The sequence below is a fragment of the Pseudomonas sp. ADAK18 genome, assembly GCF_012935695.1.
Taxonomy (GTDB): domain Bacteria; phylum Pseudomonadota; class Gammaproteobacteria; order Pseudomonadales; family Pseudomonadaceae; genus Aquipseudomonas.
In genome coordinates this window covers 5,820,726-5,834,823 of the sequence record NZ_CP052859.1, presented here as the reverse complement: position 1 = coordinate 5,834,823, position 14,098 = coordinate 5,820,726, and the positions used below count along the sequence as shown (strand labels likewise).

11 protein-coding genes are annotated in these 14,098 nt (G+C 56.4%); 2 read left to right on the top strand and 9 right to left on the bottom strand.

Annotated features, from left to right (window positions below; all coding sequences use genetic code 11):
• Position 1: 1 nt before the first annotated feature.
• Entirely contained in the window at positions 2 to 1,672 is a 1,671-nt protein-coding gene (locus tag HKK55_RS26425) for a VWA domain-containing protein (protein WP_169357288.1), read from the bottom strand.
• A gap of 241 nt (positions 1,673 to 1,913) precedes the next feature.
• Here HKK55_RS26425 and HKK55_RS26420 point away from each other — a divergent pair, with 241 nt between their 5' ends.
• Entirely contained in the window at positions 1,914 to 4,136 is a 2,223-nt protein-coding gene (locus HKK55_RS26420; RefSeq protein WP_169357287.1) for a M10 family metallopeptidase C-terminal domain-containing protein, read from the top strand.
• Between the two features lie 46 nt (positions 4,137 to 4,182).
• Here HKK55_RS26420 and HKK55_RS26415 read toward each other — a convergent pair whose 3' ends face one another.
• The 8 genes from HKK55_RS26415 to HKK55_RS26375 all read right to left on the bottom strand — a co-directional run bounded on the left by HKK55_RS26415 (position 4,183) and on the right by HKK55_RS26375 (position 13,447).
• The gene (locus HKK55_RS26415) at positions 4,183 to 4,833 is read right to left on the bottom strand and encodes a DUF799 domain-containing protein (RefSeq protein ID WP_155585413.1); all 651 of its coding nucleotides are present in this window, start codon (positions 4,831 to 4,833) and stop codon (positions 4,183 to 4,185) included.
• The gene (locus HKK55_RS26410) at positions 4,830 to 5,189 is read right to left on the bottom strand and encodes a DUF4810 domain-containing protein (RefSeq protein ID WP_155585412.1); all 360 of its coding nucleotides are present in this window, start codon (positions 5,187 to 5,189) and stop codon (positions 4,830 to 4,832) included. Before HKK55_RS26410 ends, HKK55_RS26415 begins: the two co-directional genes overlap by 4 nt.
• A 29-nt stretch (positions 5,190 to 5,218) precedes the next feature.
• Positions 5,219 to 5,902, bottom strand: a complete 684-nt coding sequence (locus HKK55_RS26405) for a CsgG/HfaB family protein (RefSeq protein ID WP_169357286.1) — start codon at positions 5,900 to 5,902, stop codon at positions 5,219 to 5,221.
• A 332-nt stretch (positions 5,903 to 6,234) separates the two neighbouring features.
• Positions 6,235 to 7,788 carry an autotransporter outer membrane beta-barrel domain-containing protein gene (locus HKK55_RS26400; protein ID WP_237151297.1) on the bottom strand — a complete coding sequence of 518 codons (1,554 nt, stop codon included), beginning with the start codon at positions 7,786 to 7,788 and terminating at the stop codon, positions 6,235 to 6,237.
• Between the two features lie 298 nt (positions 7,789 to 8,086).
• Positions 8,087 to 8,665 (bottom strand): hypothetical protein, encoded by a 579-nt coding sequence (locus tag HKK55_RS26395; protein WP_336604602.1) that lies wholly within the window; start codon positions 8,663 to 8,665, stop codon positions 8,087 to 8,089.
• Between the two features lie 325 nt (positions 8,666 to 8,990).
• Positions 8,991 to 9,644 carry a transposase gene (locus HKK55_RS26390; RefSeq protein WP_237151296.1) on the bottom strand — a complete coding sequence of 218 codons (654 nt, stop codon included), beginning with the start codon at positions 9,642 to 9,644 and terminating at the stop codon, positions 8,991 to 8,993.
• A gap of 345 nt (positions 9,645 to 9,989) precedes the next feature.
• Complete coding sequence (locus HKK55_RS26385) at positions 9,990 to 10,421, bottom strand: hypothetical protein (RefSeq protein ID WP_169357284.1); 432 nt, start codon at positions 10,419 to 10,421, stop codon at positions 9,990 to 9,992.
• Positions 10,421 to 13,447: a hemagglutinin repeat-containing protein gene (locus HKK55_RS26375; protein ID WP_178128863.1), complete on the bottom strand. Its 3,027-nt coding sequence runs from the start codon at positions 13,445 to 13,447 to the stop codon at positions 10,421 to 10,423. The genes HKK55_RS26385 and HKK55_RS26375 overlap by 1 nt, the downstream gene beginning before the upstream one ends.
• Positions 13,448 to 13,775: 328 nt before the next feature.
• Between HKK55_RS26375 and HKK55_RS26370 the strand changes: the two genes are divergently transcribed.
• Positions 13,776 to 14,033, top strand: a complete 258-nt coding sequence (locus tag HKK55_RS26370) for a hypothetical protein (protein WP_169357954.1) — start codon at positions 13,776 to 13,778, stop codon at positions 14,031 to 14,033.
• Positions 14,034 to 14,098: the final 65 nt, after the last annotated feature.

Here is a 14,098-nt window from a genome sequence, read left to right as displayed (position 1 = left end):
ATCAAAGTTGGGTGGGCGCCTTGAGGCTCTGCGCCAGCTCCACCAATTGCACAAACTCACTGCGCAGGCCGAACGGGTCGTCACCCCGGGCAGAACGGGCCAATGCAGCAGTGTCCTTCAAACTCATGTCAGCGGTGTAACGGCCGTCACCCTTGAGTTGCTGGGCGAAGGCGGCCACGGCAGCCGAGAAACGCAGGTCATCGCTGGGCTTACCGGGCGCCTGCTCGCTGCTCACTGGGTGTTCGATCAACCGGCTGCTGCCGCCTGCCGCAGGCTTGTAGCGAACCCGCAACATCGCCAGCTCGCCCGTCTTGCCGTCCACCTTAGGAGTGTCGGCGTAGCGCAACGGTTCCAGCCAGCCCTTTTCACCCTTCGGCACAATCTCATACAACGCCGTCACCGTATGCCCCGCACCGATCTCGCCAGCATCGACCTTGTCGTTGTTGAAGTCCTCACGTTTCAAGGCGCGGTTTTCATAGCCCAACAGGCGGTACTCACTGACCTGGGCCGGGTTGAATTCCACCTGCAACTTGACGTCCCTGGCCACCACCGCGAGGGTCGAGCTGAGCTGGTCCACCAGCACCTTGCGCGCTTCACGCAGGTTGTCGATGTAGGCATAGTTGCCGTCGCCCGCGTCGGCCAGTTGCTCCATCAAGTGTTCATTGTAGTTGTCCACGCCAAAACCCAGGGTGGTCAGGGAAACTCCGCTTTTGCGCTGGTCGACGGCCATTTGTTTGAGGCTGTCGAAGTCACTGACGCCGACGTTGAAGTCGCCATCCGTGGCCAGCAGGATGCGGTTGATGCCCTTGTCGATAAACCCTTCGCGGGCCATCTGATACGCCATCTCGATACCCGAGGCGCCAGCGGTGGAACCACCGGCGGTCAACTGGTCGATAGCGTTGCGGATCTTTGCCTTGTCGTGCCCCGACGTCGGCTTGAGTACCACCCGCGACTCACCGGCATACACTACCAGCGACACGCGGTCCTGGTCCCGCAGTTGGTCCACCAACAGTTTCAGCGTGCTCTTGACCAGCGGCAGGCCTTCGCGGCGATCCATGGAGCCGGACACGTCCACCAGGAACACCAGGTTGGCCGGTGCCAAGTCTGCCACGGCACGGTCCGAGGCCTTGATGCCGATGCGCAACAGGCGGGTGTGCGGGTTCCACGGTGACACCGCCACTTCGGTGGTCACGCCAAACGGCGAGCCATCGCTGGGCAGGGCGTAATCGTAGGGAAAGTAATTGACCATTTCTTCAAGTCGCACAGCACCGTCGGGCGGCAGGCGGCCTTGATTGAGGAAGCGTCGGACATTGGCATAACTGCCGGTGTCGACGTCGGCACTGAAGGTCGACACCGGCGTTTCGGCGACGCTGTGGACCGGGTTGTCCGGCAGGTTTTGGTACTGCTCGCGAGGTTCGGCACGGTACTCCCTCTGCACCGAATCGCGCAGGGCAAAACTCGCGACCATCGGCGCAGCCATCGGAGCGGCCACTCGTTTGACCATGGCGCCCTGTGGGTGAGTCGGTTCGCTTTGCAATTCAGGAATGGGTGCGACGTCGGAGGTCTTGGCAACGTCTTGGGACGAAGACAACCCACAACCGGCCAGCGCCACCAGCAAGGTAACGGCAAAGCCCTGGGCAGCAGGACGCAGGAGCAGAAGAGGACGGGACATGGGCTGAACCTCGAGTGTGAATGATCCGTTCACAAGGTCAGACGCAAGGCGCTCACGGTTCGGGTTAAAGCTCGGGATTTTTTTGGCAACGGCTTTGGAAAGACTCGGCTCGAATCACGTTTGGCTACACAGGCACGTTGAACCTGGCGTCTCGAGAACGCCACTCACCGAGCACCCGCCCCTCAGGCCAAATACGTTGAGCCTTGCGCTGCACGGGACGTCAAAAAAGAGGAACAACGCCATGACTGACCTACAACGCAAAGTCGCTTGGTCCAGTGAGACAAACTCACGTGCATCCTGGCCACTGTATGGCCGCTCTGAAACCCCATCACGCAAGCCTTCCTACACCACTGATCAAGCGGCCGAGCAACTCACCCGGATGGGCTACCGCTGGAAAGACCGCAACCTTGACGGTGTAACAAGCATTTCCTATCAATTCTTCACTCCGTCTAAATCCACTTACAACACTCCGGCCGGTGCCAACGAATTCACCGGCTACCAGAAGGAGCAGGCCAGGCGGTCCATGCAGTCCTGGGCCGATGTGGCCAAGCTGTCGTTCAACGAAAATACGCCAGGTGCTGAAGGGCAATTGTTGCTGGGCAATGACGTCAACGCGGGGCTTTCGGCCTATGCGAGCTATCCCGGCATCTACCACGATGGAACGCAAGCCTGGTTCGCGTCAGACGGCAAGAGTCGCCCCTTCAATCACGGCAGCTACAGCCGGCATTTGCTGACCCATGAGATAGGCCACACCCTGGGCCTGATGCATCCCGGAAAATACAACGGCGGTGGCAGTTACGATCAGCACGCCCGCTACGCCGAGGACACTCGCGCCTACAGCGTCATGAGCTACTGGTGGGAGGGCCATCGCGGTCACGATCATCGCAAAAATCGGGAACCCCACTATCCTGCCGGGCCGATGATGGATGACATCAGCGCCGTACAAAAACTCTACGGCGCCAATTTCAAGACCCGCAGCGACGACACGGTCTATGGCTTCAACTCCAATACCGGCCGCGACTTCCTGAGTCTCAAGTCGTCAACCGATGCCCCCGTGTTCTGCGTATGGGACGGTGGAGGCAACGACACGTTGGACGTCTCGGGGTTCCACCAGAACCAATCCATCAACCTCAAGGCCGAGCAGTTCTCGGATGTCGGCGGCATGAAAGGCAACGTGTCCATCGCCAAGGGTGTGACGCTGGAAAATGCCATCGCAGGCTCCGGGGATGATCATCTGACCGGCAACGCCGCGAACAACCGCTTGAAGGGAGGTGCCGGTGCAGACAGGCTGGAGGGCGGCGCGGGGGCGGACATCTTCGTCTACGACAAGGCCAGCGACTCCACCGAGAGCCGGCCCGACCTGCTCCTGGACTTCACCAGCGGGCAGGACAAAATCGATGTGTCCGGCGCGATGAGAGAGGCCGGCATCCATGCGCTGAACTTTGTCACACGGTTCAGTGGGCGACCCGGCGAAGCAGTGCTCGGTTATAACGCCTACACCCGAGAACACAGCCTGGCTATCGACTTGAATGGCACCGGCAAGTCGGACCTGTTCATTAGAAGCAACGGCATCGTCAAGCCCACTGACGTCATCCGCCACCACTCGAATACTCCGATTTTACCGCCGCGCCCTCCCCTCCCCAGCGACGTCGCACCGAGTCATCCCCGACGGTCGATACGTCCGGATAACGCCCCAACCACTCCAAAAACAGGCTTACAACAGGCCCCCTTTTCTTTGCAGAACTGGTCCAGCGCATCGCTCAAGGGCACACCCATGCACACCGCAGCAAGGGCGGTGGGCACCATTCGCGAAGTCACTGTAATGCGCGACTCATGGGGCTATGAGCGAGTCCACCATCGCTCGCTGGGCACCGGCTCGCTGATCGATGGGGGCAACAGCGTACTGACCAACAAACACGTTCACGAGGCGCTCGACAAAGGCAGCAGGCTCGAACTATGGCTTGGGTATGAGGAAGGTGAAGACGGGCGCATGAAAGCCGCACGCAAGGTGCCGCTGGATAAAAACCTGATCAGCGGCGACGCTCGATTGGACTATGCCGAACTGAGGGTTGATTTGCCCCAAACGGAAAGAACTGCACTGGCACGTCAATTCCCACCGCTCAAACTGGCCACCCACCCACAGATAACGGCCGGGCACAAAATCTTCATGCCCAACCATGGGCAACAATCCCTCGGTATTTCCTTTTTAAACGGCAGCGGCAAGCCCACCACCATCCTGGGATTGAGCAGTGATAATGCCTATCAGAGCGCGCTCTACCATGATGCCTACAAAATACCGGGCACCTCCGGCTCACCGGTGATCTCGGCCGACACAGGGGAAATTATCGCGCTGCACAACGGCGCCATCAGTGGCCCACTGGGCGGCGGTCGCGCCTGGATGGGCACGGCCAGCCGCATAGAGCTGATCCAGCAGCACCGCAATGAGCAAAAGAAGAAGCGCTAAGAAGCTCGGCCACCCGAAGGTGACCAGGCTGTTTGCCGCAGATGAATCAGTCCGAACCGTATTTAGGCGAACGTGGCCCGTACAGGATCCCGGTACGCTGGCCCGCCGACAGCAGGCGCGCACTGGCAACACCGGCAATCGGATGCGCCGCATCGGTGGAGCTGTTGATCACTTGCTTGACCGCCGCTGAAATCAACATGCCGACCAGACCGCCACCGTTGTTGTTGCCTTCCTCGCTGGAGGCCCGCGCGGTACCGGTCCACAAGGTGGTGCCGGTGCGCAGGTCCACCAGTTTGGCCGAGGCGGTCACCGCGGTGTCGCTGGAGATCAACATGTACTTGGTACCGTACTCGGTGACGGTGATGTACAGCGCCGAGTCCGCACCGAAGATGTCATGCAGCTTGCCCGGCGCCACGGCCTGGATATCGGTGGGCGTGGTCAGGCCGTTCTGGCGGAAGGTTTCGTCCACCAGGGCAATCGGCAACACGTAGTAACCGGCTTCGGCCAGCGGGTACGTCACCTGGGACACCAGGCTATAGGACGCCTGCACCTCAGGGGATTCATTGATCGGCGGCAGCACCAGGATCGACTTGGGCCGCGCCTGCTTGAACGCCGAATAATCCACAGTCTTGGGTGCCGCGCAGCCGCCCAGCAACGCCAGGGCCAACAAGGCCGTCGAGAGTTTCAACAGGTTCATTTGACGTCTCCGGTCTTGGCGTTCTTGAGCAGGAAGTCCATGTAGGCCGCGGACTCAGGGAACAACGCCTTCTCGGTGCGGAACTGCTGCACCATCTGGTCATCCTTGCCCATGCTCAGGTACAGCATGCCCAAGTGGGCGTGGTAGCCCGGCGGGGCCTGGTGGCCGCTGGCGTTGATCTTTTGCAGATCGCGCTCCAGCGCCTCAACCTGGGCTTCCTTGGGCTCACCCTTGAAGTACTCGTAAACCTGCGGCTGGTAGCTCTCCCATTGATAGAGAGGTTTGGGCGCCGTCTGGCACCCGGCGACCGTCGCGATTGCTGTCAGCATCAGCGCCAACTTCACTGCCTTGCTCATCCGTGTACTGCTCCTTGGCGTTTTTCTTATTAGTTGCGCGGGTTCCAGGCACCGGCGTTGATGCCGTCTACCAGGCGATTGATCGCTTCGCGCATGGCCAGGTCCAGGACCTTGCCATTGAGGGTGGAGTCGTAGCTGGCGGTGCCGCCGAAGCCGATCACTTCGCGGTTGGACAGCGCGTATTCACCGGCGCCCTGGGTGGAATACACCACTTCGGACGTACTGATGTTGACGATATTCAGGTTGACCTTGGCGTAAGCCACTTGGGTCTTGCCACGGCCGAGGATGCCGAACAGTTGACGGTCGCCAGTCTCTTTGCGGCCGAACTCGGTCACATCGCCGGTCACTACGTAATCAGCGCCCTTGAGCTTCTGCACGGTGCCCTTGATCGCGGCTTCCTGGGAAATTTCGCCCATGTTGTCGCGGTCCAGCACGCTGAAGCGGTTGGTCTGCTGCAAGTGGGTGATCAAGATCGTTTTGGCCTGACCGCCGAGGCGATCCACACCGTCGGAAAAGATCCCGCGCATGTAGCTGGAGCGGTTGTCGAACTTGCCCACGGCAATCGGCACACGCACGCCGGAATAAGCGACGCTGGCGCTGGCGACTTTCTCGACCGGCAAGGCGCGGGAGCTTTCCGTGGCCGCACAACCGGCCAGCGCCAGCAGCGCTGCGGCGGTGAAGCCCGACAACAGGATTTTGGACAGTGTTTTCACGTGGTGCTCCTAAGTGAGGAAATCAGCAGTGCTCGGTGTTATGGGAATCAAACCGTGGGCAAACAGCGCAGATGCAATCGCGCAGGCGTCGCGCAAGTAATCGCGGTCTGGTGGGGTTGAACGGGAGAGAGAGAAGCGTCGTGCGCACACGTCGAGGCACAGTGCTCGAAAGAACAAGTGCCTGAAGTGAGGCTAAACATGTGCATGTCTGAATTCGTCCCTGAATGATGTCATGTTGCTATTGCCGCAGCATTTTACGGGGTTGAGAGGGGTTCTCAAGGTGTTTCGCCCAGCACAAGCAGTTGGGAGCCACAAAAGGGCCCCGTTGACGACTAAAACGCGTACTGCGCCTTAACCATCACGCCGTCGGCATCAAACCCGCTACGAGCCTGACGGGTGTAGCTGGCACCCACCGTCAGCGCCGACACTTGATAGTTCAGGCCCAGGCTGGCTTCGTAACTGTCACGCGCCACTGATGCACCCGTGACGGTGAACGCCGACCCGCCCATCACAAAGCTGGAGGTCTGCGCCACGCGGTCGCCCATCAGGTCGTGATAAGCCATCAAGGTCGCTTCCGGTTGCAGGCTGCCCGTGGACAACGGGAAGTTGCCGGCCAGACGTAAACCTGCACCCAACTCGCCCACTTCATAACGTTGCGAACCGGTGCTCAGCGCCGCCGAAGAACCCTTCTCGTTGAAGCCGTCCATGCGCACGCTGGAATAACGTGCCGCCACTCGCGGTTCAACCAGTACCGCGTCCGACAGCTTGAAGGTGTAGCCGCCCAGCACGCTGGCCGACAACACATCGCTGCCGTAGCTGCCCTTGGCCGTGGTACCGGCCACATGGCGCTTGCTGTCGTTGTCGTTATGGCCGTAGCTCAAACTGGCGTCGACAAACCAGTTCTGCAGCGACCAGTTGCCATACAGCGACAGCGCGTTGCCCTGTACTTCGGTCTTGTTGCCCAAGTCCGAATGAATATTGGAATTGAGGTAGCTGTACGCCACGCCCAGCGTGGTGCTGTCGTTCACCCGACCATCCACACCCACCGCCATACCACTGCTGTTGGCCGAATAACCGTTATTGCCGCCACGACCATCCTGATCCATGTTGCTGCTCAAGCCTTGCAGCCACACGCCAACGGCTTCGCGGCTATCGCGTTGGCCGGTGAGGCGATTGAGGATCGCGCCATTGATCACAGTCTGGCCCGACAACGCCACATCCAACGCACCACGGTTTACGTCCGGCTTGAGTTGATCACCGACCTGCGCCAACTGCTGCGCCGTGCCCGCGTTGGCCAGGGCCTGGAACACCGGATCGTTCGTGCCCAGTTGCCCAAGCACATCATTTTTCACTTCATTAACTGCGGTGACGACCGACTCAGCAGCGCCAGCGCTGACCAGTTCCTCCTTCACCTGCTGATTACTCTTCAAGCCCACCACGGCCTTGACCGTTTGCGCGTCAGACGAGTAGCTGAGCACATCCAGCAACGACGAGGTGCTGCTAACCGTCAGGCCATTGTTCTGCACGCTGCTGGCTTGCAGCAGGGTGTATTCGGTGCCACTCGGCACGGCGGTAAAATCACCCGGATTGGCACTCAAAGTCACCTTCGAAGCCTGAGCGAAATTCGCTGCACCGTTGACCGTCAGGTACGGCGTGGTTGGCACGACGCTGTTGGCCAGGCGCATATCAATACCTGCGCCACTGGCGACATTGAGGTCACCGGTGAGGATGGTGCCGGGGGCCGACAGGTTCAGGGAGCCTGCGTTGATGGTTACCGGCGCGATGATGCGGTTGCCGGTAAAGTCCGCCTGGCCGGCAATGTTCACGGCGTTGACGTTGAGCACGTCACCGACGATTTTGCCGCCGGTCCAGTTCAGGGTAGCCAAGTGGGCTGCGTCGATGGCGGTGCCGGAGTTGCTGCGGATTTCGCCGGCTTGCTGGTTGATTTCGAAGGGAGAGGTTTGCTTGTCAACATTGACAAAAATGGCTGTGCCGTCGGCGCTGATAGTGCCGCGGTTGACGATGCCACGGAAAACAATAGGGGTCAGACCACAATAAAAAACACCAACCCATTATAAAACCGTGGTCTGACCCGTTTTCCTGCCTAGCGCAAAAAGGGGACGGATTTATTTTTATACAGCCTAGCAAATGAGTGAAAAGTAAATCCGCCCCCTTTTCTCTTGCTTAGACTTGAGCAATCGCCCCTGGTATCACACATAAAGCAGTAATAATTTGATCGGGATGATCTTCCAGAGAAACTCCCCAGCCGGTAACTTCAAGCCCGACATAGTCCTGATCGGTATAGAACCACTCCTCGGCGCTGTCAAACTCTAAAGATGTAAATGGCAATAGATCCGAAACCAAACTACCCAACCCGATACCTGCTGGCAAAACACCCTTATAGACAAACTCTTGCGCAAACTCCCCAGAAAAACTGAAATCGTAAACTTTAATAGCATAAACCTTCCCCTCCCTAATCATTATTGATAGAGCGGGAGTCCCTTTTAGCAGGTCATTAATAACTGCATCATCAAACAAAGAAAAAGAGTAACCGCCATTTCCAAACTCGTCCAGACCATGCGTTCTTAATCGAAGGCTTGGTGCACTTTCAAATTTGTACAGCTGACTGGCCGCATCAACTAAATACTTAAGCAACACACGACCCAGCACTTCTGCATTGACACCCAGCGGTATGCCTGCAAGAGATATTGATGGCACAATTGGTGCCGCCCAAGATACTGAGAAATAGTTAGACGGTGTCATTCTGGCACCCACTTGTTAGTGGTGGAATTGAATATCACTTTTTGCCCCTGAGGGTTCAAATACCTTGTATTAGCATCATAAATAGGCCCCTCACTATTAAAAGTCGGCCTGTAACTCCCGGGATCGACAACTTTAACCTTACTCCCATCACTATAAGTAAGCTTGTAGTACTCTCCTTTGTGAGTTGATAAAATATCATCCCCAACAGTAGATGGGCTATATTGAACTTTCTTAATCCCTGTAGTGCCACCTTCGACCGTGTAGACTTGGGCATTACCAGATGAACTAGCTTTAAGAAAATAGGGGTCAGACCACAGTTTCGCGACTAACAAACATGCTTCTTCGGGCGCCCAGCTATCCCCGGAGCAACTCTTTTACCCAGAGCCTGAGCGATCTCCAACGCGAATTTAGACCCACCCAATACATAGTTACCATTTGTAGAGGTCCTAATTTGGTCGATAAGCGCTGGAGCAAGCGGCCCTTTAAAAAGGGCCCGATACGCTTCTGTCCGTCGAGAAACATCACAACCTAACTCGTTGTAGATAGCATGAGGCTTGATAAAGCTCGATGATTCTCCCTGGGCATTTTCCCTATAACTAGTCCAGCGATACTCAGCTGGATGATCTACCATTCCTGCTCTGACCGGGTTCAGTTCAATATAGCGATAACACGCCAGAACGTACTCTTCTTGCTGAACTATGCAAGAGCGAAAGCGCCCCTCCCAAAGGGTCCCCGTTCGCTGATACGTACGATTAATATATTGAACATAGCGCTGACCCAACCCCTTCATCAATAAACCAGCTCCGGATATACAGCTAGGCGTCAAGAGCAGATGAACATGATTTGTCATCAAACACCACGCATGAACCTCGCAACCATGCACACCAGCCAACTCGGCTAAATTCTTAATGTAAAAAATATAATCATCTTCCGAATAAAAACAAACTGAGCGATTATTCCCCCTTTGAATAATATGCAAGGGAACACCGGGCAATAAAACTCTGGGACGCCGAGGCATAATGAACTCTTTTTCCAATAAAAGAGCTTTCAGATTAGTCGTCCACCAGAGACTTGATTAGCTGCAATAATTTCAAAAAATTTTATCGATTATTAAAAAACGCAAAAATAGAATCTGTAGCATCTCTACAAACGTGGTCTACCTCCATTCCCCTCTCGCAATTTGGCCAAGCTGAAACCGGCAAGAACACAAAAATAAAATCCAAATTATTAAAGAGCGAAATATCGTAAGTCAAAACTAAAAGTCCAACTCGCAGAAACTATTAAAAACCGTGGCCTGACCCCGTTTCTTCTGTTTTTTCCCAGATCAACTTTTCCCCTTGATGTGATTTCGCCACGGCACAAGCAGACCCTCCAGCAGGACTCGATCAATAACACCATCATCAATGGCACCAACAAAAACAGTATCTAACTGAAACTCAAAGGAAAGACTTTCTTTTTCAGATAGTTTTTTTATGGCATAGATCAGTTCCTCTACTTCATCTAGGTTTTTCGAGTCCATATCAATAGAGAGTATGTTTGGTTGCAAAGCCGAATAAAGCTCCAACATCCCACCTACTACTTCCGCACCCCCTTCGTCTATCGCATCAATAAAGGTTGGCGGAGCAATGCTCCATATTCTTGATGCGGCAACCTCATTCACAAGCTGCTGCACATTAGATCTAATGGACTGATCCAAATCCTGAGCCACGTAGAAAATTAACTTTTGCTTCGCATGCTCTAGCGGTATGGAACGCATTACTCAACTCCTTTTTTCGGCGGGTATGCCGGGAGAGCCGACCCTGGACCGCCCGGATTATATCTAAACCCTCCTGGCATATGCGCGTCCAAATGCCGTGTATCGGGCAGTGGCACAGTAAGTGGCGAACCCTGGACATGGTGCATAGGAATTCTCTCACCCTTTAGCCCTGCATCTTCAGGAAAAACTTTAACCCATGCATCATCGACTTTCGGAGTCCGCCCTTTAGCAATCGCAGCCCGATTCTCAGTACTTAAGATTTGACCATACCCAAGGTCATCCCAATTATCACGCAGTGCTCTCCAGTCTGCGGCATTTGTACGAACAACACCTGTCCGAGTCGCACCAGAAGTAACAATAGGCGCGGGGGGCACGACTTCGGCTGTCGCTTTTGCACCTTGTAAATACTTTATCGCCTTTTCCAGCTGCGCCAACCCTGCCGGATCGGTATCCCCCGGCAACCGAGGCCTAGACTCGACTCTACCACCACCGGCCCCACTGCCGCTTATCAAGGCTAGCCGGTCCATCGAAGGACCCCAGTCTGCAATCTGCTTGGCCAAATGTTCTGCAGCCGCTACAGATCTATCCACCAACTCAGTTTTGTAACTCTCACAAACCTGTGTCTGGCACTGCATTGCCATCAGGTCATCCAACGCGACAATAATTCCAGGCAGCTTGTCTTTAGCGAGGAGAGAACTGGTGATGCCCATCGCGTACTCGGTTTTGTATAGGCTTTCCTCGTTAAACCGCTCGTTGTCCCATTTGTTCTTCTGACATGCCTCATCGGCACCGCAGCTCTTCATCCCGGAAGCAAACGCCTTAATGTCCGACTGCTCCAGATAGTTGTAAACGGTACCTTGCTGCGCAACCCACCCAGCAACCTCTTGGTCCTTACTGCTGCCACCAACTCCTGCTGCGACCGTCATCCCGATCAACTGTGAGGTCAACGCCAATACGCGCTCATGAGCCTCCCCAGGAAATATTTCCGCCCCAAAAGTCTGTATCAACGCTTTATTCGCGCCGGCTGCAATAGCACCAGAGGCAAAATCCCCCCCTGCCGCTTCTGCGATCAGCCCCCCGACAATCGCATGCACCGCCACTTTTGTGGAAAGACCAGAACCACTGAGCTCAGTGCCCACACGCTCGTAAATCATTCCAGAGAGAAGACTGGCGGTCAGATCAATAGCTGCTTGACCAATATTTTTAGTAAAACTGCCACCATTCGCGACAGTTCGCAGCGCCGAATTGACCGCCAATTGCCTGCCAAGGTCAGATGTGGTGAGTTCACCGGTGACTCCGGCGAACTTCGCGATAGCACCGCTGGCCCCCGCGATTGCATAGCCTTTCAGGCTTTCACCAGACGTCACGTCCTTGGCGATAGCACCTAAGTTTCCTTTGTTATTGATCGTACTAGTCGCGCCTTTTATGGCTACAGCGGTATACACCGAGTTCGCGGCGAGTCCCGTCGTGGTTGTGGAAGCAGCCCCGACAAGCCCTGCGCCGAGCCCCCAGGTGAAGTAAGTGACAATGATGGCGATGACCAATGCCGCACCACCACCCAAACTTGAGTTGTTGTATTTAAAGCTATCGTGAACCTCTTGGACCTTGCGCCAATCCACGTCTCCACGCTTCTCGGCCTCTTTCAGCCAAGCCAGTTGCGGGTCGGCCTTGACCATCACATCAATGGTCTGGCTTACGGTGTGCTGGTCGATCTGCTTGATATCAATCTTCAAACCGTCGACGGCTTTAATGACGATGCTACCTTCGGCAATCATCTGCGTCTGACGCAACGTCTCGTCGGTGTTGCCTTTGCCTTTGGAGCTCGTCCAGACCTGGCTGCTCTTGCTCTTCTCATGACTCTCCTGACGCAGATCCTTAACCGCCTCAAACGTCACCGCCCCACCACTGACAATCGCGATATCCCCGCCACTGTCGAGCTTCGCCGCCTGGTACTTCTGATCCCCACCGCTCTCCAGCGTCAGGTCGCCACCGGTCTTGATTTCGCTGCCGATGTTTTTCACATCAGTGACTTCATCACGCTGCGTCTTCTTGCTGCCCCAGCCACCTTTTTTGTTCATGTCGTACAGCGAGTAATTGCTGTCTTGTGCCGCCAGCAGGTTCAACTCGTTATCGGCATGCACATAGGCTTCGTTGCCCGCGCTGATTTTACTGGCGACCAGGGTCAGGTCGGTGCCGGCGATGGCGATCAGGTCGCCACCGGCTTTCAGTTCGGCGCTTTGCTGGGTAACCGTGTCCAGTTGGGTGGTGGTTTTGGTCTGGCCTTTTTTGCCTTTGGAGTAGTCGTGTTCTTCGTTGGCCGCAGCAGCCAGGGTCAGGTTTTCGCCGGCCTGGACGCTCAGGTCTTTCGCCGCGCTGACGGTGCTGGCGACCACAGCAATGTCGCGTCGGGCGTCGATGGCCAGGTTGCCGCCTACCTCCACGCTGGAGCCGTGTTGCAGGAGGGTTTGTTCGGTGCTCGTGACCCGGCGGCGCTGGTAGGCGGCGCTGTCTTCTTCGGTCTGGCTGGCGATCACTACGTCGCGCCCGGCGGTCACGCTGGCGTTGCCGCCGGCCTTGAGGTTGCTGCCAAGGTTGAGTACGTCACGCCCGGCGTTGAGCTTGAGGGTGTCGGTGGCCTCGAAGCGCGAGGCATCGCTGACCACGTCATCGCGCAGTTGGAATTTTTCGCCTTCGCGCTTGAAGGTGGTGACGGTGCGTTCGTTGATGATGTCGCCGGTCAGGGCGGTGGCGCTGATGTCGCGGCCGGTGACGATGCCACCACGGCTGTTGCGGATCGAGTCGGTGGCGAGCATTTCCAGGCGGTTGCCGGCTTGCATCAGGCCGCTGTTGTCGATGTTGCCCGCCACCATGCTCAGGTTGTTGGTGGCGCGCAGGGTACCGCTGTTGTGCAGGTCGCCGCCGGTGATCAGGATTACGTCCTGGCCCTGGATCAGTGCGCCGTTGGGCGCCAGGCGGTTGTTAACAGGCGTCAGGACTTTCTGGCCGTTGACCTCGGCTTCTTCCATCCAGACGATGTCGTGGGTTAATCGGAGTTGTTACAGGGGGCTTGGCGCCTTGCACCTTTTCGGGCATGAGGCTTATAGTCCGCCGGTCGCTCAGATAGCGATTCGGGTTTGGCGACCTGATAGTAGAGAATGCGCAAGCTGATGGCTTTTTGCGGTCATTTGCGCACCCGCAAAGTCGTTTTATGGCGGCTGTGCGCGGGAGACCTCCGGGTCTGCCGGTTTTCTCTACTACCGGTTCGCCAACCTGCGTACAGCTGCCACCCATACGTTTGGCGACGTTTGAGTGCTGGCATCCACTTAAGTAGAGAGCCAAAACATGAACCGATACATGCCCCTCACGGGCCACGACTGCACAATCCCCGCCCTTTTGATCGACACTCAGGCGCCGCTCGACGTTCTGCACGATGCTGCCGCGCACCGCATCAGAGCCGTGACTCAACTACTGGAAAATATCGCCTTCCGGGAGGAGGTCAGTAGTGACGCAGTTATCCTTCACGACTTTGCGCATCTGCTAGCCATTCCATTGCGTGATGGCTGCGATTTGATGGACGTGATTGGGCGACGGTTGAGTTCGCAAATTTCATAAATAAAAATGGGCGGTTTGCAGCCGCCCGGCTTGGCTAAACTGAAACTGCCAAGAACACAAAAAAT

Excerpts from the sequence above, each read along its gene's own strand:
- HKK55_RS26375 (WP_178128863.1), bottom strand. The coding sequence starts at position 13,447 with ATGGAAGAAGCCGAGGTCAACGGCCAGAAAGTCCTGACGCCTGTTAAC.
- HKK55_RS26395 (WP_336604602.1), bottom strand. The coding sequence starts at position 8,665 with ATGACACCGTCTAACTATTTCTCAGTATCTTGGGCGGCACCAATTGTG.
- HKK55_RS26415 (WP_155585413.1), bottom strand. The coding sequence starts at position 4,833 with ATGAACCTGTTGAAACTCTCGACGGCCTTGTTGGCCCTGGCGTTGCTG.
- HKK55_RS26420 (WP_169357287.1), top strand. The coding sequence starts at position 1,914 with ATGACTGACCTACAACGCAAAGTCGCTTGGTCCAGTGAGACAAACTCA.
- HKK55_RS26385 (WP_169357284.1), bottom strand. The coding sequence starts at position 10,421 with ATGCGTTCCATACCGCTAGAGCATGCGAAGCAAAAGTTAATTTTCTAC.
- HKK55_RS26410 (WP_155585412.1), bottom strand. The coding sequence starts at position 5,189 with ATGAGCAAGGCAGTGAAGTTGGCGCTGATGCTGACAGCAATCGCGACG.
- HKK55_RS26425 (WP_169357288.1), bottom strand. The coding sequence starts at position 1,672 with ATGTCCCGTCCTCTTCTGCTCCTGCGTCCTGCTGCCCAGGGCTTTGCC.
- HKK55_RS26370 (WP_169357954.1), top strand. The coding sequence starts at position 13,776 with ATGCCCCTCACGGGCCACGACTGCACAATCCCCGCCCTTTTGATCGAC.